The sequence below is a fragment of the Mesorhizobium sp. 113-3-9 genome (assembly GCF_016756515.1).
In the GTDB taxonomy this organism is placed as follows: Bacteria; Pseudomonadota; Alphaproteobacteria; order Rhizobiales; family Rhizobiaceae; genus Mesorhizobium.
The window spans coordinates 3,767,570-3,787,890 of sequence record NZ_AP023246.1 but is presented as its reverse complement, the minus strand read 5'-3'; the positions used below and the strand labels follow the sequence as shown (position 1 = coordinate 3,787,890).

At 64.2% G+C, this 20,321-nt stretch carries 18 protein-coding genes; 9 read left to right on the top strand and 9 right to left on the bottom strand.

Annotation, left to right across the window (positions count from 1 at the left end; translation table 11 throughout):
* Positions 1-16: 16 nt before the first annotated feature.
* Positions 17-3,991, bottom strand: coding sequence for an AsmA family protein (locus MesoLj_RS18335; RefSeq protein WP_202327067.1), 3,975 nt, complete (start codon positions 3,989-3,991; stop codon positions 17-19).
* 132 nt (positions 3,992-4,123) lie between these two features.
* Here MesoLj_RS18335 and MesoLj_RS18330 point away from each other — a divergent pair, with 132 nt between their 5' ends.
* A complete protein-coding gene (locus MesoLj_RS18330) occupies positions 4,124-5,110 on the top strand; it encodes a Dyp-type peroxidase (RefSeq protein ID WP_202327065.1) in 987 nt (328 codons plus the stop codon).
* 33 nt (positions 5,111-5,143) lie between these two features.
* Here the strand turns inward: MesoLj_RS18330 and MesoLj_RS18325 are convergent, their stop codons facing one another.
* Together MesoLj_RS18325 and MesoLj_RS18320 are read right to left on the bottom strand one after the other, a co-directional pair.
* Positions 5,144-5,665 carry a hypothetical protein gene (locus MesoLj_RS18325; RefSeq protein WP_140775841.1) on the bottom strand — a complete coding sequence of 174 codons (522 nt, stop codon included), beginning with the start codon at positions 5,663-5,665 and terminating at the stop codon, positions 5,144-5,146.
* A gap of 116 nt (positions 5,666-5,781) precedes the next feature.
* Positions 5,782-6,378 (bottom strand): TetR/AcrR family transcriptional regulator, encoded by a 597-nt coding sequence (locus MesoLj_RS18320; protein WP_202327063.1) that lies wholly within the window; start codon positions 6,376-6,378, stop codon positions 5,782-5,784.
* Positions 6,379-6,489: 111 nt separating this feature from the next.
* Between MesoLj_RS18320 and MesoLj_RS18315 the strand changes: the two genes are divergently transcribed.
* Complete coding sequence (locus MesoLj_RS18315) at positions 6,490-6,999, top strand: DinB family protein (protein ID WP_202327059.1); 510 nt, start codon at positions 6,490-6,492, stop codon at positions 6,997-6,999.
* 66 nt (positions 7,000-7,065) lie between these two features.
* Here MesoLj_RS18315 and MesoLj_RS18310 read toward each other — a convergent pair whose 3' ends face one another.
* Complete coding sequence (locus tag MesoLj_RS18310) at positions 7,066-8,481, bottom strand: FAD-binding oxidoreductase (RefSeq protein ID WP_202327057.1); 1,416 nt, start codon at positions 8,479-8,481, stop codon at positions 7,066-7,068.
* A 185-nt stretch (positions 8,482-8,666) separates the two neighbouring features.
* Between MesoLj_RS18310 and MesoLj_RS18305 the strand changes: the two genes are divergently transcribed.
* The gene (locus tag MesoLj_RS18305; protein ID WP_202327055.1) at positions 8,667-9,146 is read left to right on the top strand and encodes a thioesterase family protein; all 480 of its coding nucleotides are present in this window, start codon (positions 8,667-8,669) and stop codon (positions 9,144-9,146) included.
* A 261-nt stretch (positions 9,147-9,407) separates the two neighbouring features.
* On the top strand, positions 9,408-9,605 hold the full coding sequence (locus MesoLj_RS18300; RefSeq protein ID WP_015317249.1) for a hypothetical protein: 198 nt from the start codon (positions 9,408-9,410) through the stop codon (positions 9,603-9,605).
* 52 nt (positions 9,606-9,657) lie between these two features.
* On the opposite strand, the gene MesoLj_RS18295 is transcribed toward MesoLj_RS18300, so the two are convergent.
* Entirely contained in the window at positions 9,658-10,137 is a 480-nt protein-coding gene (locus MesoLj_RS18295) for an Lrp/AsnC family transcriptional regulator (protein ID WP_202327053.1), read from the bottom strand.
* 89 nt (positions 10,138-10,226) lie between these two features.
* On the opposite strand from MesoLj_RS18295, the gene MesoLj_RS18290 reads away from it, so the two are divergent.
* From MesoLj_RS18290 to MesoLj_RS18280, 3 genes are all read left to right on the top strand, one after another.
* Positions 10,227-11,135, top strand: a complete 909-nt coding sequence (locus tag MesoLj_RS18290; RefSeq protein ID WP_202327051.1) for an EamA family transporter — start codon at positions 10,227-10,229, stop codon at positions 11,133-11,135.
* Positions 11,136-11,279: 144 nt separating this feature from the next.
* Positions 11,280-12,428 (top strand): histidine kinase dimerization/phosphoacceptor domain -containing protein, encoded by a 1,149-nt coding sequence (locus MesoLj_RS18285; RefSeq protein ID WP_140775834.1) that lies wholly within the window; start codon positions 11,280-11,282, stop codon positions 12,426-12,428.
* The gene (locus tag MesoLj_RS18280; RefSeq protein ID WP_140775833.1) at positions 12,425-12,871 is read left to right on the top strand and encodes a response regulator; all 447 of its coding nucleotides are present in this window, start codon (positions 12,425-12,427) and stop codon (positions 12,869-12,871) included. Before MesoLj_RS18285 ends, MesoLj_RS18280 begins: the two co-directional genes overlap by 4 nt.
* 4 nt (positions 12,872-12,875) lie before the next feature.
* Here MesoLj_RS18280 and MesoLj_RS18275 read toward each other — a convergent pair whose 3' ends face one another.
* Positions 12,876-13,769: a dienelactone hydrolase family protein gene (locus tag MesoLj_RS18275; protein WP_202327049.1), complete on the bottom strand. Its 894-nt coding sequence runs from the start codon at positions 13,767-13,769 to the stop codon at positions 12,876-12,878.
* Positions 13,770-13,912: 143 nt separating this feature from the next.
* Positions 13,913-14,164, bottom strand: coding sequence for a hypothetical protein (locus MesoLj_RS18270; RefSeq protein WP_202327047.1), 252 nt, complete (start codon positions 14,162-14,164; stop codon positions 13,913-13,915).
* A gap of 36 nt (positions 14,165-14,200) precedes the next feature.
* On the opposite strand from MesoLj_RS18270, the gene MesoLj_RS18265 reads away from it, so the two are divergent.
* On the top strand, positions 14,201-14,638 hold the full coding sequence (locus MesoLj_RS18265) for a hypothetical protein (protein ID WP_202327045.1): 438 nt from the start codon (positions 14,201-14,203) through the stop codon (positions 14,636-14,638).
* Between the two features lie 36 nt (positions 14,639-14,674).
* Here the strand turns inward: MesoLj_RS18265 and MesoLj_RS18260 are convergent, their stop codons facing one another.
* The gene (locus tag MesoLj_RS18260; RefSeq protein WP_274609161.1) at positions 14,675-16,993 is read right to left on the bottom strand and encodes a glucose/quinate/shikimate family membrane-bound PQQ-dependent dehydrogenase; all 2,319 of its coding nucleotides are present in this window, start codon (positions 16,991-16,993) and stop codon (positions 14,675-14,677) included.
* Positions 16,994-17,255: 262 nt separating this feature from the next.
* Between MesoLj_RS18260 and MesoLj_RS18255 the strand changes: the two genes are divergently transcribed.
* The gene (locus tag MesoLj_RS18255; protein ID WP_202327041.1) at positions 17,256-19,922 is read left to right on the top strand and encodes an ATP-dependent helicase; all 2,667 of its coding nucleotides are present in this window, start codon (positions 17,256-17,258) and stop codon (positions 19,920-19,922) included.
* 40 nt (positions 19,923-19,962) lie between these two features.
* Here MesoLj_RS18255 and MesoLj_RS18250 read toward each other — a convergent pair whose 3' ends face one another.
* Positions 19,963-20,277, bottom strand: coding sequence for a ferritin family protein (locus MesoLj_RS18250; RefSeq protein WP_202327040.1), 315 nt, complete (start codon positions 20,275-20,277; stop codon positions 19,963-19,965).
* Positions 20,278-20,321: the final 44 nt, after the last annotated feature.

Genomic DNA, 20,321 nt, shown 5'->3' with positions numbered 1-20,321 from the left:
GGCGTCTTGCGCGGCCCTACTGCAGCGACTTCAGCAGATTGTCGATCGTGAACGGATTGGACTTCGGCTTGGCCGGCGGTGGATTGTCGTTGGCCTCCGGCAGCGGCGCACGGTCGACCTTGGGTGCCTGTTCCGCGGCCTTGCGTTCGGCCTCGAGCCTGGCCTTTTCCTGCGAAGCGATGCGTAGCGCTTCTTCCGCCTTCTGCCGCTCCTGCTCGGCTTGCGCCTTGGCGGCTTCGTCGGCGGCCTGCTGCTCGGCCGCGGCTTTCGCATCGGCATCGGCCTTTGCCTTGGCGTCGGCATCGGCCTGGGCTTTCGCCTCTTCGTCGGCCTTCGCCTTCGCCTCCGCTTCAGCCTGGGCCTGGGCGTCAGCCTCCGCTTTCGCCTTGGCGTCCGCCTCGGCCTTCAGCCGCGCCGCTTCCTCCTGCTGGCGCAATTCTTCCGCCGCCTTGTCGCGCGCGTCCTGTAGTGCCGCGTAATAGCGCACCTCGCGCCGCAGCCTCTGCTTTTCGAGCAGCGCCGCCTGCATGGCCTCGACGCGCTGCTGCTCTCTTTCCAGCGCGCGCTGGGTCAGGAACTGCGCCAGCGGCTCGCTATCGAACTGCCGCGTGACGGCGCCGAAAGGCCCTTCGGCGGTGAAATTGACGACCGGCTCCGAACCGACCAGCGCCTCGTCGCCGGGCCGATAGGTGATCGCGCCCTTGGCGGAGACCGTGCTGGTGTTGAGATCCGCCGTGATGTCGGCGGACAGGGTCGCCGCCGGGTTTTCAAGGCTGATCGGCGGCGCCCGCAGCGTGCCGCCGGCAATGGTGAAGGCGATGTCGGCATCCTTGGCGGCGAAACTGCCATCAGCCGCGATCCCGGGCGCGAAGTCGGCGGTCTTGGCCACGTCGATGTCGCGCCCGATCGCGTCCGCCTTGGCCAGGAAGGCGCTGAACGCATCGGGATTGACGCCGGCGACCTGCAAGCTCCTCAGCGTCGCCGTACCGGAGCCGGACAGGGCCGCGATCATCGCATCGACCGACTTGCCGCTGGTCGATAGCGTCGTCGAGAAATCGCCGATGCCGCCAATGCCTGTATCCGGCAACACGTTCGCCAGGTCGGCACCCGCCAGTTTCATCTGGCCGGTGAAGAGCCCGGTGCCTTCATTGTTCTTCAGCTCGAACAGGCCGGTCAACGCACCACCAAGAAGTTTCGCCTTGAGGTCCGAAACACGGATGCCTTCCTTGTCGAGCTTGAGCGAAAAGGCGGCGTCATAGGCGGTGGCGAACGGTCCGGCGGCAAGGGCTGATGTCGTCAGGTCGAGGTCGGCGGTGAACGGCAGGCTGGATTTCTGGCTGAAGGGCGAGGACGGCCAAACGCCCGCCTTGTCGCTCGCGCTCTTGTCGGCCCCGTTTTTCTTGTCAACAAGGAAGGCGGAATCGCCGAACAGCGCCACGGCCATCGGATCGAGATCGAGCTCATCGAGCGCCAGCGCGCCGGCCAGATGCGGAATGCCGTCCTTGGTGTCGATATTGATGTCGCCTGAGACCGCCGCTTCGTTGATGGCGCCGCTGACGCTGTCCAGCACCAGCAGCCCGTTGCCATAGTCGCCTTGCGCCGAGAGCGACGTCGACATGCCCGCTCCCATGCCCGGCAGGCCAATGCCTGTCGTCATCAGCCAGGGTTCGATGTCGGCGGCATCGAGGTCGATCTTGCCTTTGGCGGTGGGCCCTTGCGGCGTATCGGCGATCGTCCCTTCGAAGCCGGCCTTGAAGTCATTGCCGACAAGGCTGAAAGTCGTCGCCAGGCCGCCGCCAAGCGTGCCTTTGGCCTGGATGTCCGTGTGTGCCTCGCCCAGCATGCCAAGCGGCAGCGCCGGCAGGCCGTAAAGCGCCAGCAGTGCGGTGGCGTCCGGGTTCTTGGCGTTGAAGGTCAGCGTCACCGGCGCGTCAAGCAGTCTGTCCAGCGTCCCCTTCCCCGACAGCGAAGCCGAAAAGGCCGAGCCTCCGGCGTTACCCTGCCCGCTTACAGCCAATCCCGTCGTGCCGTCGCCATTGTCGGCGGCACTCGCCACAAGGTCGACACGCGCATCCTGGAACAGGTCCGGATAGGCGGCGGCACGGCTTGCCAGCCCCTTCAGCACCGCATTGTCGGGATAATGCTGCGCGGCAACGTCGATCAGCGGCTTGAGGTCGACAGCGACTACGGAAGCGTCGAGCTTGCCGGTGGGGCTCGCCGGGAAATCCTTGATCCGGCCCGTGGCGCTGATCGAGGCGCCCGCCAGCCCGCCGACCGAGAGCCGGTCGACTTCGAGCAGCCCATCGCGCAGCCTGAGCGCGGTGTCGACCGTGTCGGCGGTCAACCCGCCGGCGCTGACCGGCCCGGCCTTGATCTGGAAATCGAGATCGCGGTCGGCAAAGCGGTTGGCCCCCTTGTCGCTGACGAAGATCGAGGCGAAGGCCGCCAGCCCATCGACGTCAAGCTCGCCGCCTTCAAGCCGCATCAGCACCGACGGCCTGGCTTCGTCGGGCTGGCTGGAATCGATGCGTCCGGAAAACTTCGCCTTGCCCAGGATCAGTTCGAGGTCGCTGAAGGCCTGGCGCTTCTCGGAGAGATCGACCTTGGCCTTGAAGCCGGCGGCGGGCAGACGGCGGATCGCCTCGTCGACATCCTTCGACAGCCACGCGGCAAAACCGGACGGCTGGGCGACGGCCAGCAGCAGCGAGCCGGTGAAGCCGAAATGGTCCTCGACCCTTAGCATGCCATTGGCTTCCAGCGTGGTGCGACCGGGCAAGGTCGCGGCGAGCGACTTAACCGACCAGCCTCCTTCGACCGGCTCGGCGGAAAGATGGACATCACGCACAGTCGTATCGCCGGCCACCACCGCCGGCAGCTTCACTTCCACGGTGCCGGGTATGGTCGGCTTCGGCAGCCCGAGCAGCGCCTGCTCCAGCCCGGCAATGCGCTGGTCGAGTGTCAGGCCGGTGCCGGCCTGGGCACCGACCGCCTCGTCGAACTGCACCTGCGCGCCATTGGCCTCGATGGCGAAGCTGGGCTTCTGGCCGAGATCGACCGAGGCCTTGCCGTCGGCTGTATAGGGATTGTCCAGCGGTCCGGTCTCGAAGCGGAACTCGTCGACGCCGAGCTTCTGATGGTCGAGCGAGAACTTGCCGTTCAGCCGGAAGCCCGGATCGGGCTTGCCGGCGCTGACCTTCACCGTCTCGCCATCGTTGCCGCGCAGTTGGGCGCTGTTCTTGTCGGCGCCATTCTTGTCAGCACTCGAAATCTTGAACTGGCCGGAATAGACGGCGGCGCCGTTGACGATGCCGGCATTGCCGTCGGTCTCGATGACCAGCGGATAGGCATCGGGATCGGCCTTCAGGCGAAGCCGCATCTGGCCATTGCCTTCGGCCTTGCCGGTCGACGCCGCGACCGTGGTGCGCAACCCGTCCAGCCGCAACGTGCCGTCCATGCGCCATGGGCCGGCCAGCGACTTGGCCGAGATGGTCGAGTTGATTTCGGAAAAGACATGGCTGCGTCCGCCCGCGGCATGGCGCAGTTCGATCTGCCCCTCCGTCACCGTCAGCTTCTCGATCGAGATCTGGTTGAGATCGAAGGGCGACGACGGCCGTATCGCCCAGTCGACCGTGCCGTCATTGGCAATATCGATGGTCGCCTTCGGGTGCACCAGCCGCATGTCGAAGATCAGCACCTCGCCGCGCAGGAAGGGCGCCAGTTCCGCATCCATCGAAAACGTCTCGACGGTCATGGCCGGCTGGCCGTTGGGGCCACCGGCGACGGCGACGTTGGAGAAGGTCACCGAGGGGAATGGTAAAAGCCTGGCCGTGGCGTCGCCCTGCACCGTCACCTTGCGGCCGAGGATCGCGCTTGCCTCGCGCTCGAACTGGGCGCGGTAGCCGGTCCAGTCGACAAAATACGGTCCCACCAGCGCCGCGCACAGCACCAGCACAAACAAGCCACCGAAGATCACGAACAGGCGTGCGAGCATCAGCTCCGAACAGGTTGATTGAAATTCTGCCGCACTCTACCCGCATCCGCGTGTCGATAAAGAGGCAATTCATCCAGTATTGCGTCATCCCGGACGATCTGAAACAAATCCGGGACAAGCGGAGATTTTCGGATGTCGAGCAAGAACTGGGACCGTGTGCCGATCGATGCGCAGAGCGTCGATGCTCCGCTTTCTCAATCGGCGATTTTCCTCGTCGTCACGGTCGCCGCGGAACAGCCGGCCCTGGCCAAGGTTTGTTCCGTGCTGGGCGAGCTTGACGATCTGGTCAAGACCGTCGGGTTCCGCGACCTGGGTGGCCACCTGTCGTGCATTGCCGGCATCGGCCGCGATCTCTGGGACCGTCTCAGCCCCGGCCGGCGGCCGCTGGAACTGAAGCCGTTCGCGCCGATCAAGGGAGCGGTCCATTCGGCGCCCTCGACACCGGGCGACCTCCTCTTTCACATCCGGTCCGAACGGCCAGACATGTGCTTCGAGTTCGAGCGTATCCTGCTCGACAGGCTTGGTCCCGATGTGACCGTCGTGGACGAGGTGACGGGCTTTCGCTACTTCGATGCCCGTGACCTGCTCGGCTTCGTCGACGGCACCGCCAACCCGACCGGCCTCGACCTGCCCGCCTCGGCACTCGTGGGCGACGAAGATGGTGACTTTGCCGGCGGCAGCTATGTCGTCGTCCAGAAATATCTGCACGATATGCAGGCATGGGGGCGCATTCCGACGCCCGAGCAGGAGGCGATCATCGGCCGAACCAAGATCGACAACATCGAGATCGATGATGACGACGCGCCGCGCAAATCGCACAAGTCGCTGGCCACGATCGAGGATGCCGACGGCAACGAGTACGACATATTGCGCGACAACATGCCGTTCGGCAGGCCCGGACAGAACGAGTTCGGCACCTACTTCATCGGCTACAGCAGGTACCTCTGGGTCACCGAGAAAATGCTGCAGCGCATGTATGTCGGCGATCCGCCGGGGGCTTACGACCGGCTGCTCGACGTCTCGACACCGCAGACCGGCACGACATTCTTCGCGCCGACCCGTCCCCTGCTGCAAACGCTCGTCCAGAACGCGCAGGAGCAGCTTCCCGCCGCACGGTAAAGCGGCGGGCCGACAGCTATTGTCCGCAAAACCTCAGCGTGCGTCGCGCTTGGCTTGTGCCACCTTGCCTGCCTTGCGCTGCCGGCCGAGTTCCGCCGGCCGGACCAGATTCGGCGCCCGCTTATTGGCCACGGAGCGCATGCCCTTGTGAGCCGTCCGTGAATTGTGAGACGGACCGTCCGATGGCGCACCTTGCTTCAAGGCCAAGGCCTTGCGTGCGTTCCCGACCAGGGAAACGCGGGCTGCCAGCTGGCGCCGCCGTTCGGCCTCGCCATTCAGCCGCCGCATGGCCATGGCCAGCACCGCCAGCTTCACCTGCGAGCCACCATCGGCCTTTGAAGGCGTAGCGCCTTTCGGCGCACCCTTGCCGCGGATCTCACGCCGGCGGCGGTGCGCTTCGGTCTGCGCCTTGTCGCGCCGCTCCCGCAGCAGCTTGACCAGACCGGAAAGGTCGGCGTCGGAAAGCTCCTGCACCGCCGGATGGTGCGACTTTTCCACCAGTTCCTTTTCATCGGCGCTCAGCGCGCGCGCTTCTTCCTTGCGTGAAATGGCCATCACAGTCCTCCTCAGCTGGCGTGCCTGCTCTTTCAGGCCCGCCGCCTCTGGAGGTTCGGTCCGAATGGTGGCGCGGTCAAGACGAGCCTTTTGTCGGGCAGCCGATGCCACTCCGATCAGCTAGCGGATCGGCCGCGCAGATACGCGCAGACCAGTTCGATGAGTTCGGCCCGCAGCGCCGGTGAATCGAGTTCGCCATGTCGCGCCGCAGTATGCACGACCCCTTCGACGGCGCCCGACAGCACACGCCCGGCAATCTCGTCCCGCTTGGGATCGGGCTTGCCCGAGGCCAATGCGATTACGCCCTGGTAGCGGCGCAGATACTCCGCCTCGAACTCATCCTGCGTCGAGCGCGCGGCCAGCGGCACCTCGTCGAGCAGGACACGATGCAGGTCCTGATCGACATTATGGGCGGCGACGACACCGTCGATTAGTTTTGCTGCACACTGCTCGAGCGTCATCGCTCCGTCGCGCTGTTCCGAACCGGAAATCGCGGCGAGCACTGCGTCGAGATGGCGTTTGCGGATCTCTTCCGCCAGCGCCAGCTTGTTGGGAAAATATTGATAGATCGAACCGACGCTGACACCGCCCACGGAGGCGGTTTCGTTGGTGGTGAAATCCGCCCAGCCGCGCCGCGCCAGAACGCGAGCCGCAGCCTCCACAATCGTGTCCACGGTCGCGCGCGAACGCTGCTGCCGCGGCGCTTTGCGCACGTTTGCCTGCTCTGCCGGAACGCGAGTAGCCATGTCAGGGCGTCTTCACCAAAATGCGATTGTCAGCTCACATTTATCCAAGCCCGCAACGCAAGCCAATGAGAGACCATCATGAGCAGCAAGACACTGCTTCTATCCCTGTTCCGTTACAAATGCTGGGCCGACGACGAATTGCTCGCTTTGCTGGCCGAGATCGAGAGTGAGCTACCCGACCAGCAGCTCGGCGAGATCCTTGAAACCATCAATCACGCGCATGTCGTCGATCGGATATTTGCCTCGAACGTCGAGAAGAAGAAGCACGCCTACCGGGACACCGGCACGAACAACACGCCGACCCTTGCCGAACTGTCCAAGGCAATCGTCAAAACGGACCGGTGGTATCTCCGCTATGTCGAAGAGGTTGAACCGGGAGCGCTGGCGGAGACGATCCGGTTTACCTTCACGGACGGCGCCTTGGGGCAAATGTCGCGCGAGGAGATGCTGGCGCACGTCATCACCCATGGCGGCTATCATCGCGGCGAAGTCGGCCGCATCGTCACCCAATTGTCGAAGCCCACGTCTCCCGACACATTCACCGGCTATCTCCATCGGGCCGAGCCGGTACGTCGTTCGTCGATATGATCCGGGCCACCGCTGGACATGAGAATACCGGCCTCGCGCCGGCTCCTGGCTGCGGCGGGATGGTCCCTACCCCACGTCAGGCAGGATTTTGCCCGGATTCATGATGTTTTGCGGGTCCAGCGCCTGCTTGATGGTGCGCATGATGTCGACGCCGTGGCCGAGTTCGCGGCGCAGGAAGCCTATCTTGCCCTGGCCAATGCCGTGCTCGCCGGTGCAGGTGCCATCCATGGCGATAGCCCGCATGTTGAGCCGCGCGACGAATTCTTCGCAGAGCGCGATCTCCTTCGGATCGTTCACATCCATCAGCACCAGCGTATGAAAATTGCCGTCGCCGGCATGGCCGACGATCGGCGCGATCAGGCCCATTTCGGCGATGTCGGCCTCGGTTTCGGTGACGCATTCGGCAAAGCGCGAGATCGGCACGCAGACATCGGTCGACAGGCCCTTGGCGCCCGGCCGCAGCGTCAGCGACGCCCAGTAGGCATCGTGCCTGGCCTTCCACAGCTTGGTGCGCTCTTCTGCGACGCTGGTCCACAGGAACGGGCCGCCGCCATTTTCCTCGGCGATCATGCCGAAAGTCTCGGCTTGTTCGGCAACGCTGGCGTCGCTGCCGTGGAACTCCACGAACAGGCATGGGCTCTCGGGATAGTCGAGCTTGGAATAATTCTTCATCGCCCGCATCTGCAACCCGTTGACCAGTTCGATGCGCGCCACCGGAATACCCATCTGGATCGTCGCGATGACGGCGTTGCAGGCCGCCTCGACACTCGGGAATGGACAGACACCACCCGAGATCGCCTGCGGAATGCCTTGCAGCTTCAGCGTCAGTGACGTGATGATGCCGAGTGTGCCTTCCGAACCGACCAGAAGCCTGGTCAAATCGTAGCCGGCCGAGCTCTTTTTGGCTCGCTTGCCGGTCGTCACCGTCTCGCCATCGGCCATGACGGCCGTCAGCGACAGCACGTTTTCGCGCATCGTGCCGTAGCGCACCGCATTGGTGCCGGAAGCCCGCGTCGCCGCCATGCCGCCCAGCGAGGCATTGGCGCCCGGATCGATCGGAAAGAACAGGCCGGTGTCGCGCAGATGCCGGTTCAGATCCTCGCGTGTCACGCCGGGCTCGACCGTGCAGTCGAGATCCTGCGGGTTGACCGCAAGGATGCGGTTCATGCGCGAGGTGTCGACCGAGATGCCTCCGCCCGGCGCGTTGGTGTGGCCTTCCAGCGAGGAGCCGACACCGAAGGCGATCACCGGCACACGGTGCGCCGCGCAGGCGCGCACGATCTCCTGCACCTCGGCCGTCGTCTCCGGGAAAGCGACGCCATCGGGCGCCTGCGTCGGGATATAGGTGGTGGTGTGCGCGTGTTGCGAGCGGATGGCCTGGCCGGTCTGGAAGCGCTCGCCCAACTGTTGCTTGAGGATGCCGAGGACCGCAGCGATCCCTTCCTCGTTGCGTTCGACCGGATTGAGGTCGCTCAGAGCCATGAATTCCTCCGCGAATGGACCAGCGCCCACGCTTGTTTTGCAGCTATGGATGCCTAAAGCAATTCCAGGAAAAGTGTGAAGCGCTTTTCCCGGGAAAACCGCATGGCGCTTTCCCTGGGGATGGCGTCAGAACAAAAAAGTCTCCGCAGCCACGCTCTGTCCAGCACCAGAACAAGGAAGTTTCAATGTCCATCCCCGCCCCCTTCGTCTCCAGGCCCATGGACATCCAGAAGGACTGGATCGATTACAACGGCCATCTCAACATGGCCTATTATAACGTCCTGTTCGACCGCTGCTCGGATGAGGCCTTCGCGGCGATGGGGGTGGGACTGGACTATGTGAAGCAACGGCGCCTCACCATCTACACCGCCGAAGTCCATGTCTGCTACGTCCAGGAGTTGCATCTCGACCACAAGGTCACGGTCTCCTTCCAGCTCATCGACCATGACGCGAAGCGGATCAGGTCCTACCAGGAAATCCGCCATGTCGACGGCTGGCTCGCCGCCACGTCCGAGACGCTGTCGCTGCATGTCGACATGGCGGGGCCGAAGGTCGCGCCCTTCCCCGCCGATGTTCTGGCCAAGATCGAAGCCATGCGCGCCGCCCATTCGGTGCTGCCCATGCCGGAGCGCGCCGGCCGCGCGATCGGCATCAAACACAAGTAGGGCGAAGCCGACATCCATCCAGATTCGGCACGGCGGGGCATTGGGTCTGACTTCAAAGCCACACCCTGAACTCAAAATCGCGGAGCTCCCGATATCCACCGGCAGCGGTGCTTGAAGCGGGTTTGGACCGGCGTTAACCTTACCGAGGTTTTAACGGGAACAAGCCAATTGAGCCGTTGAACGACTCAGCGGAGCGGTCGAAAACCATCCGCATAGAGTTTGTTTACGAGCGGCGGGGCGAAGCCGGTTCGAGGGACGTGCATGAAAACCGACATCAAGGTCGAGGTGGACAGGCTGGCCGCTGATCCGCGCATATCGGACTATGATTTCTGGCGTTCGCTCAAGAATGTCGACAACGAGATCTTCCATATCGCCAACAACAACGAGCCGATCCCGTTCGACATGATCCGCTGGCGCAGCATTTTGAAGCGCGCCCGCCTGAAGCGCGGCCACGCCTAGCGTCGGCGCGTCGGCCTGAGAAAAACCGGCCAACCAATTTTGTCGTACCATTTCACGGCGATCGCTTCGCCGCCGCCAGCGGCGAGCGCGCCGCTACCGGCGATGACTGGATGATGGCCGTATTCGTCATCGCATAGGGGATGATGCGGTCGATTACCCGTTCGAGCTCGGCCACCGAGCCGACATGGGCGAGCGCGATGAAGCAGTCCTCGCCGGTCACCCGGTCGCATTGCGCGATCTCCGGCAGCTCGCGAATGATATCGGCGACGACCGACAATTGTCCCGGCACCGGCCGGATGCGCAGCCACGCTGACAACGTCAGGCCAAGCGCGGCCGGATTGATCCGGACGCAATAGGCTTCGATGACGCCATTCTCCTGCAGCCGCTTGATGCGCTCGGCGACACTCGGCGCCGACAGGCCTACCGAGCGCGCAAGCTCCGCCGTGCTGATGCGCGCATCTTTTTCCAGCAGGCGCAGGATTTTCATATCCGCCGCGTCGAGGTCGGCATTTTCAGTTCCAAGGCGTTTCAACGAAAAATCCTTTCTTTCAGGAATGAAATTGCCGGAGCAGTCGGTTATTCGCCATATAAAGTAGAAAAATTGCCTGCGATACTGATCCGATGAACGATCAGACGCAAGCGCCGGCTGCCGGCCCTGCCCTCAACGGGCCGGTGCTCGACACTCTGGCGGCAAGGTTGCCGCCACATGTCTGGTTCGGTGTCAGCGCAATCTTCCACTATCTCGGCCCGGCCTTCGCGGTGCTGCTGTTCCCGCATGTCGGCGTGCTCGGCATGGCATGGCTGCGTATCGCCACCGCGGCGCTGATCTTCGCGCCGCTGACGCGCCCGTGGCGAAGCTTCGCTCGCGCCGATCCCGCAACGCGCCTGTTGCTGCTGGCTTTCGGTGCCTGCCTGGCGGTGATGAATTGCTCGTTCTACCTGGCGCTGGACCGCTTGCCGATCTCGCTGGTGGCGGCGATCGAATTCGTCGGCACCATCGGCGTCGCGCTCGTTGGCCTCAGGAGCGCCCGCAACCTGGCTACCCTCGCCGTCGCCGTCACCGGCACCTTGCTGCTCATCGACGTCAGATGGTCCGATGATCCCGTCGGTCTGTTCTGGGCCTTCCTCAACGGCGCGCTGTTTGTCGGCTACATCGTGCTCGGCCACCGCGTCGCCCGTTCCGGCGCAGGCGACGGCATTGCGGGCCTCGGTGCCGCCATGGCGGTCGCCTTCATCGTCGTGCTGCCGATCGGCTTCGCGGATGCCCTGCCCGCCTTTTTCTCGGCGCCGCTGCTGGTCGCCGCCATCGGCGTCGGCATCTGCTCTTCGGTCATTCCCTACATCTGCGACCAGCTTGCCATGTCGCGGTTGCCGCGCGCGAGTTTCGCGCTGATGCTGTCGCTGCTGCCGGTCACGGCAACGCTGATCGGCGTCATCGTGCTGCGTCAGATTCCGAGCCTCATCGATTGCCTCGGCATCGCACTGGTGGTTGCCGGTGTCGCCTTCCACAAGCCTGCATCCAGCAGTTAGCCGCCAGGAAAGTCTTTATCTTCAATTGCTTGTAGAACTCCCGAGTCGGTTCCCGATCTCGCCTGACTGCGACAAGACGCTCAAGATTGAACCAATCTCGCCTTTGAGCCGTTGTCCCCTACGAAAACGGCTTGGAGTGACACCATGGACTGGAAACGGACCAGGGAGCCCGCCGACGCTTGGCACATGACGGATGACCTTCATGTCGAGCACGGCAAGGGCGACCCGTTCGCGGCGGCTATTCGCGCCACCCGCATGTCGATGATCATCACCGATCCTCGGCGACCTGATAACCCGATCGTCTTCGCCAATGACGCTTTCCTGCGATTGACCGGCTATGAGCGTAATGAGGTGATGGGCAAGAACTGCCGCTTCCTGCAGGGGCCGAAAACCGACAAGGCCGCCGTCGGGCAGATCCGCGCGGCGGTCGAGGACAACGCCGATGTCAGCGTCGACATCCTGAACTACCGCAAGGACGGTTCGACTTTCTGGAACGCGCTCTACATCAGCCCTGTCTCCAACGACAAGGGCGAAGTGCAGTTCTTCTTCGCCTCGCAACTCGACGTCTCGGACCGCAAACGCTCGGAACATCGCATCACCGCCGACAAGGACCGCTTCGAGAAAGCGGTGAAGGAACGCACCGCCGAACTGGAAGCAGCCCTTGAGGCGCAGACCACCTTGCTGCACGAGGTGGATCATCGGGTGAAAAACAATCTGCAGATGATCTCATCGCTCATCATCATGCAGCGGCGGACCATACAGGACGAGGCGACCAGGCATTCGCTGACCACCATGCTGGAGCGCATCGAGGCGCTCAGCACCGTGCATCGCCGGCTCTACCAGTCGAAGGATGTCAGCCGGTTCGACGTCTCGGATTTCGCCAAGGACCTGGTGACGGATCTGCTGACGGCGTCGGGGCGATCCGGGATCAAGTCGAACCTTGAGCTCGAACCCATCGTCATTTCAGCCGAGAAGGCGACGCCTGTCGCGCTGATGGTCAATGAACTCGTCACCAATGCCTTGAAGCATGCTTTCAAGGAAGGACCGGACGGGACCACAGCGGGGCGCATCGGCGTCAAGATGAGCCAGCCCGACGGACACTTCAACATCGAGGTCTCGGACGATGGCGTCGGCATGGCCGAAGCGAATGGCGATGCCTCTTTCGGCATGCGGCTGATCAAATCGCTCGCCCGCCAGTTGCACGCCGATATTGAATGGCGTGACGCCGGCCCCGGCACCACGGTCGTGATCTCGATGCCAAACGAACCGCAGCAAAAAAGGACTCTCTCATGACTGAACCACTCAAGGTCCTGATCGTCGAGGATGAAGCGCTGTTGGCGATGGAACTGGAAAGCCTTGTCGAGGAAGCCGGCCATAGCGTCGTCGGCTGGGCGACGTCCTCGGCGGAAGCAAAAAGCATGGTCGAGTCCACGGATGCCGACATCGCCTTTGTCGACATCCATCTCACCGACGGGCCGACCGGTGTCGACGTGGCCCACTATATCGGCGAGAAGAAACGTTCGATGGTGGTGTTCATGACCGCCAATCCGAAGCGCATCCCCGACCATTTCGCCGGTGCGATCGGCGTCATCGCCAAGCCTTATACGATGAACGGGCTGACATCGGCGTTGCGGTACCTGCAGGAGGGCGTGCGCCGCCCGCCTCCGGTTTCGACACGTCCAGCCGGCTTCACCTTGTCGCCGGCCTTCGCGGCGGTCTGGACGCCAGCGGTCTGACGTCCTACGCCAGCTTCTGCTTCAGGAAGGCGATCGTCCTGCCCCAGGCGAGATCGGCCGCCTTCTTGTTGTAACGCGCCGCCGAGGTGTCGTTGTTGAAGGCATGGTTGGCGCCTTCATAGACATACACCGCGTAGTCGACATGCGCGGCGTCGAGTTCCTTCTTGAAGGCATCGATGCCGGCATTGGTGCGGTCGTCGAGGCCGGCATAGTGCAGCAGCAGCGCGGCCTTGATCCTCGAAACATCGGCGGCCTTCGGCTGCATGCCGTAATAGGCGACGCTCGCCGCGAGATCCGGCGCATTGACGGCCAGCATGTTGGCCGTGCCGCCGCCCCAGCAGAAGCCGATGGCGCCGACCTTGCCATTGCCGTCCTTGTCGGCCTTCAGGAAAGCGACGGTCGCCACGGCGTTGGCAGCGGTCTGCGCCGGGTCGAGCTTCGTGAACATGTCACGCGCCTTGTCCTCATCGGCGGGCGTGCCGCCGAGCGGTGACAGGAAATCCGGCGCCAGCGCCACGAACCCCTCCAGCGCCACGCGCCGAGCGACGTCGCGTATATGCGGGTTGAGCCCCCTGTTTTCATGGATGACGATGACGGTGCCGAGTTTGCCGGCCTGGTTCGCCGGTTTGACCAGATAGCCCTTCATCTCGCCGCCACTGCCCGGATAGGTGATCTCCTCGCCTTTCACCCGCGGATCGTTGTCGGCAACGATTGCCGCCTGGGCGGAATTCGCCGCCAGCATCGGCACGATCGCGGCCGCCGCGGCACCCGATCCGGCAAGCCTGGTCAGCTGTTCCATGAAGCGGCGGCGGTCGAGCGTCAGATGCGTGTATTCGTCATAGGCATCGATCATCGCCTGGGTGATGGCGGGTTTGTCGGTGGCGGTGGATTTGGTCATCGGCGCACTCCTCGATCTCGCTGTCTCGATGCGATGTCCTGCCGTCCGCAAGATAGGGGTGGGCCTTGCATCGTCCAGTCACGGCGCGGTGACATCCCGTCTCTCCCGCAGAGCGGCGGCACCATTATCCCGATTTGGCTTCATCACAATTTGGTCATCGACGGCAAATCTTGATGGCGCTGCCACAATAGTAGGGGAAACTGCCCGCACGGCCGCCCCATGGCGCGGCCACGGTCCCAAAAGGCCCGATATGAAAGGAAGCCGCCAATGACCATGCCCTCGCCGATCCTGGCAACCGCCTTATCGTTGCCGCGGCCGCCATCCTGGCGATGCGCGCGGCCGTTGTAGCGGCAAGCCGGAAGTCCATGGTCAAGATCCGCGGCCGCCAGCGCCATCCGGCAAACACGAAAACCCAAGGTTGAGGTGAAGTCATGGACGTACAGGATATTGTGAACACCGTTTCGCAGAAGGCCGGCCTTGACCAGGCAACGACGGAAAAGGTCGTCGGCACTATCTTCTCGGTGCTCGAGCATGAGGCGGAAGGCACCAGCGCCTCAGCCTTCTTCGCCAAGATCCCGGGCGCCGATGCACTGGCGCAGAAATATGACGTCATGGCCGCCGCCCCTGCCGGCGGCGGTGGCGGCTTCCTGTCGTCGCTGCAAGGCGCGCTTGGCGGCGTTCTCGGCGAGAAGGCGGGCGCGCTGGTCAACGGCCTCGCCGCCCTCAAGGCATCCGGCCTCGATCTGGCGCAGATCCAGAAGGCTGGCGCCACACTGGTCCAGCAGGCCGAAGCCGCGGCCGGCCCCGATCTGACCAACCAGGTGCTGGGCTCGGTGCCCAGCCTGAAGAGCCATCTCGGGCTCGGCTGATCGTCAATTCGCCGAGCTTGCCTCCAGGCAACCCGTCTACTTGGGCAGCGCGTAAGCCATCACATAATCCCCCGGCTTGGTGCCGACCGAGCCGTGGCCGCCGGCGACGATGACCACGAACTGGCGTCCGTCGGCGACCGTATAGGTCATCGGCGTCGACTGACCGCCGGCTGGCAGCCGCGCCCGCCAGAGCTGCTTGCCCGACGTCAGGTCGTAGGCGCGCAGATAATCGTCGACCGCGGCACCCAGGAAGGCGACGCCACCGGCGGTGATCATCGGCCCGCCAATGCCGGGCACACCGACCTTCAGCGGCAGCGGCAGTGGCGTCATGTCGTAGACCGTGCCGTTGCGGTGCTTGTAGTTAATCGTGCCGGTCCTGAGATCGACCCCGGCGACATACCCCCACGGTGGCGCCTGGCAGGGAACGCCGAGCGGTGACAGGAACGGCCCCATCACCACCGCATAGGCCGCGCCTTCATTGCGGTTGAGCCCCTGCTCGCTGCCCTTGGTGTCGTCGCCCGGCGCCGGCACGTCTGCGCGCGGGACAAGCCTGGATGTGAAGGCGAGATAGGTCGGCATGCCGAACATCACCTGCCGCACCGGATCGACCGCCACGCCACCCCAGTTGAAGGTGCCGAAATTGCCGGGATAGATCAGCGATCCCTGCAACGAGGGCGGCGTGTAGCGGCCTTCATAGCGCAGTTTGTGGAAGGCGATGCGGCAAGCCAGCTGGTCGAACATGCTGATGCCCCACATGTCGGCTTCGGTCAGCGGCTTCGGGTTGAAGGAGAGATCGGACGAAGGCTGCGTCGGCGACGCATGGTCGCCCTCGATGGCGCCGCCGGGCGCCGGTACTTCCTTGACCGCGATCACCGGCTCGCCGGTGCGCCGGTCGAGCACATAGAGGTCGCCCTGCTTGGTCGGCCCGACCAGCGCGGGCACGATCGTGCCATCGGCCTTGGTGATGTCGATCAGGCTCGGCTGCGCCGGCACGTCCATGTCCCACAAATCGTGGTGCACGGTCTGCCGCACCCATTTCAATTGCCCGGTATTGAGATCGAGCGCGGTGATCGAGGAGGAGAACTTCTCGACATTGGCGCTGCGTCCGGCGCCGAGCTGGTCCGGCGTCTGGTTGCCGAGCGGCACGTAAAGCAGGCCAAGTTTCTCGTCGGCGCTGGGCGTCGACCACATGTTGGGCGAGTTGGCGGTGTAAGTCTGGCCGGCCGGCAGCGGCGTCGTCTGGTCCGGATTGCCGGAATCCCAGTTCCAAATCAGCTTGCCGGTGCTCGCATCATAGGCGCGGATAACGCCCGACGGCTCCTGCGTCGAATAATTGTCGTTGACCGCGCCGCCGACGATGATCTTGCCGCCGGCAATCAGCGGCGCCGAGGTCGAATAGTAATAGCCCGATTTCGGGTACGGCATGTTGGTCAGGAGGTTGAGCGTGCCGGCCTCGGCGAAGGCGGGACAGACCTGCCCGTTGGCGGCGTCGAGCGCGATCAGCCGGGCATCCGAGGTCGGCAGGTAGACGCGGGTCGCGCAGGGCTGGCCGGCCGCGACAGCGGCATCGGCATAGTAGGACACGCCGCGGCAGGTCTGGTGCTGGCGGTCCTTGTCGAGCTTGATCTTGGGATCGTAGCGCCATTTTTCCTTGCCGGTCGCGGCGTCGACCGCGATGGCGAAATTGTGCGGCGTGCAGATGTAGAGCGTGTCGCCGATCTTGAGCGGCGTCACCTGGTAGGTGGTCTCGCCGATATCGTCCGGCCCCTTCACGTCGCCGGTGCGATAGGTCCAGGCCGGCTGCAGATTGGCGACATTATCCGGTGTGATCTGGTCGAGCGGCGAATAGCGCTGGCCGAATTGCGTGCGGCCATAGAAGTGCCATTCGCCGGCCGGCACGTCATTGCCCAGATTGGCGTTGGGGGTCACCTTGTCGGTGTCGAGCGCGCCGGCGATGTCCTTCGGGTCCGTGGTCATCGAATAGCCGGCCACTGCCAGCGAGGCCAGCACCGCCAGGATCAGCGGCGCGCGCCCGTCAGGACCGACAAGGCCTCGCCGCGCCCACGGCGTCAGCAGCCATAGCGCCACCAGCACGATGATGCCGCCGCGCGGGCCGAGTTCCCACCAGTCGAAGCCGGTTTCCCAGACCGCCCATGCCAGCGTGCCGAGCACGATCGCCGCGTAGAGCCACAGCGCCGTGGAACGGCGCCGGTAGAGCAGCCAGGCCGCGACCAGGAAGGCCAAGCCAACGATGATGTAGTACCAGCTGCCGCCCAGCGAGGCCAACCAGATGCCGCCAGCGCCAAGCGCCAGACTGAGGAGGAAGAGAACGAGGGAGGTGATGGTGACAGCCAAGATGATACTCCTTCGACTGTTGCGCGCCTCGCGCGGCCATGGGCAACCCGGCATTGCGTTCCTGCCCGGTACGCAACTTTCTCCCGCCCGCCTCGCCTGTCAAGCTTGGGCCACAAGCCGACGGGCAGCTCTCGGTCCGGCTGCAAATGCGCGGCGGGCTGAGCGTCATGCGAGCCAAGGTGGCCGGATAAGCCACTTTACCCAGAACAAAACGTAGACAGTTCTGGTCTTTCCCTCCCGAATCACTACATTCGGGGGGAAGATGTCCGGCTTTTCCGAAGACATGCCCTTTTTCGACGAACCCAATGCGCGGCCCACGGCCCCGTCGGGCATTGCCGCGCGCGCCATGGCTGCCCGCGGCGGCCACAACAATGCGCCGGACTATCTCCGGGGGCTGAATCCAGAACAAAGGCTGGCGGTGGAGACCACCGAGGGTCCAGTTCTGGTGCTGGCCGGCGCCGGCACCGGCAAGACGCGCGTGCTGACCACCCGCATCGCCCACATCCTCGCCACCGGCAAGGCTTTCCCCTCCCAGATCCTCGCCGTGACCTTCACCAACAAGGCCGCGCGCGAGATGAAACAGCGCATCGGCATCCTGATCGGCGAAGGCAATGTCGAGGGCATGCCGTGGCTCGGCACCTTCCACTCGATCGGCGTCAAGCTGTTGCGCCGTCATGCCGAGCTTGCCGGGCTGCGCTCCGATTTCACCATTCTCGACACCGACGATGTCGTCAGGCTGATCAAGCAGCTGATCCAGGCCGAGGGCCTCGACGACAAGCGCTGGCCGGCCAAGCAGTTCGCGCAGATGATCGACGGCTGGAAGAATAAGGGCCAAGGTCCGGCCGATATCGCCGAAGGCGACGCGCGCAGCTTCGCCAACGGCAAGGGCCGCGAGCTCTACAAGGCCTATCAGGAGCGGCTGCAGACACTGAACGCCTGCGACTTCGGCGACCTGCTCTGCCACCCGATCCGCATCTTCCGCGCCAATCCGGATGTGCTGAAGGACTATCACCGGCGCTTCAAATACATCCTCGTCGACGAATACCAGGACACCAACACGGCCCAGTACATGTGGCTGCGGCTTTTGGCGCAGCGGCCGGAAGCCGGTCGTGCGTCAACGTCGACGGATATGCGATCGGCCGAAGGCCGCAAGCCCGACCGGGCGTCGGCCGGCCAGGCCGCCCCCGCGGAGGCCAGCGAGCGAAGCTCGCGTGCGGCCGTGAGCGACAACAAAGTCAACATCTGCTGCGTCGGCGACGACGACCAGTCGATCTATGGCTGGCGCGGCGCCGAGGTCGACAACATCCTGCGCTTCGATAAGGATTTCCCGGGCGCCACCATCATAAGGCTGGAGCGCAACTACCGCTCCACCGCGCATATCCTGGGTGCTGCCTCCCACCTCATCGCCCACAATGAGGGCCGTTTCGGCAAGACGCTGTTCACTGACCGCAACGACCCCGAGGACGGCAAGGTCAATGTCCACGCCGCCTGGGATTCCGAAGAGGAAGCCCGCGCCATCGGCGAGACCATCGAGGCGTATCAGCGCCAGAAGCATAATCTGAACGACATGGCGATCCTGGTGCGCGCGTCCTTCCAGATGCGCGCCTTCGAGGACCGCTTCATCACGCTCGGCCTGAACTACCGCGTCATCGGCGGCCCGCGCTTCTATGAGCGCATGGAAATCCGCGACGCGCTGGCCTTCTTCCGCGTCGTTGCCAACGGCGGCGACGACCTCGCCTTCGAGCGCATCGTCAATGTGCCCAAGCGCGGCCTGGGCGAGGCCACCATCCGCCAGATCCACGACACGGCGCGCGCGCTGCGCATTCCGATGCTGGAGGCCGCCGGCAATCTCGCCGAAAGCGACGAGTTGAAGCCGAAGCCGCGCGCAGCCCTGCGCGAAGTGGCCGCAAATTTCGAGCGCTGGCAGAAGGCGCTGGAGACCAAGCCGCACACCGAGCTCGCCGAGACCATTCTCGAGGAGAGCGGCTATACCGACATGTGGAAGAACGACCGCTCGGCCGAGGCGCCAGGTCGGCTGGAGAACCTGAAGGAACTGATCCGCTCGATGGAGGAATACGAGTCGCTGCGCTCGTTCCTCGAACATGTGGCGCTGGTCATGGATGCCGAGCAGAATGCCGGGCAGGACGCCGTCTCCATCATGACGCTGCATTCGGCCAAGGGCCTCGAATTCGAGACGGTTTTTCTCCCCGGGTGGGAGGAAGGCCTCTTCCCCCACCAGCGCGCGCTCGATGAAGGCGGCCGCTCCGGGCTGGAGGAAGAGCGCCGGCTGGCCTATGTCGGCCTGACGCGCGCCAAGAAGAACCTGCATATCTGGTTCGTCTCCAACCGTCTTATCCACGGGCTCTGGCAATCGACCATCCCGTCGCGCTTCCTCGAGGAGCTGCCGGAGGCCCATGTCGAGGTCGCGGAAAGCGGCAATAGCTATGGCGGCTATGGCAATTCCTACGGCGGTGGCTCATTCGCCTCCGGTCGTGGCGGCCGCCAGAACCCCTATGGCGCGTCGCGCTTCGACAATGTTGGCGCCAGCAATGGCGGCGCGGAGAAATCCGGCGCCTTCTCCAACACCTATTCGACGCCAGGCTGGCAGCGCGCGCAGGCCAACCGCACCGAAGCGACCGACCGCAACTGGGGTTCGCGCTCCGGCCACCAGGTCGAGCGCATCGGCTATGGCGAGACCGACAGCGGCTACGGCGCGGGCCGCACGAGCGTAAAGGGCCGCACCATCGACGGCGAACTGGTCGCCAAATCCGTCTCCGACACGCCGTCCGCCTTCAGCGTCGGCGACCGCGTCTTCCACCAGAAATTCGGCAACGGCAATATCTCGGCCATCGAAGGCAACAAGCTGACCATCGACTTCGACAAGGCAGGGCAGAAACGCGTGCTGGACGGGTTCGTCGCGGCGGTATGAACCGAACCCTGCGGGCTTCCCGCAAAGTCGGCGAAGGCAATCAATCCACCTTCTTCTCGCCCCGCTCGCCGGCCTTGACGATGTCGCCCGTCGTGAACAGGATTTCCTTCAGTTCCGCCCGCCAGTCCTTCTTCTGGCGCAGCAGGAATTCCAGATCCATGCCGAAATGCTTGAACTCCTCGCTTTGCGCGTTCTTCATGATCGCCTTGGCCTGCGGGTCCTTCTCCACCGAAATGCGCTGTTCGTACCAGCCGATCGCTTCCGCCTCCTCGATCAGCGAGGTGATCATGCGGGCAAAGGTCCGCACCTTCTGCGACAGTTCTTCAGGCGGCTCGTGATACTGGTCGAAACCCATGTCGTCCTCCGTGGTTCATTCCCATGAATGCCTGGGAATGCGGC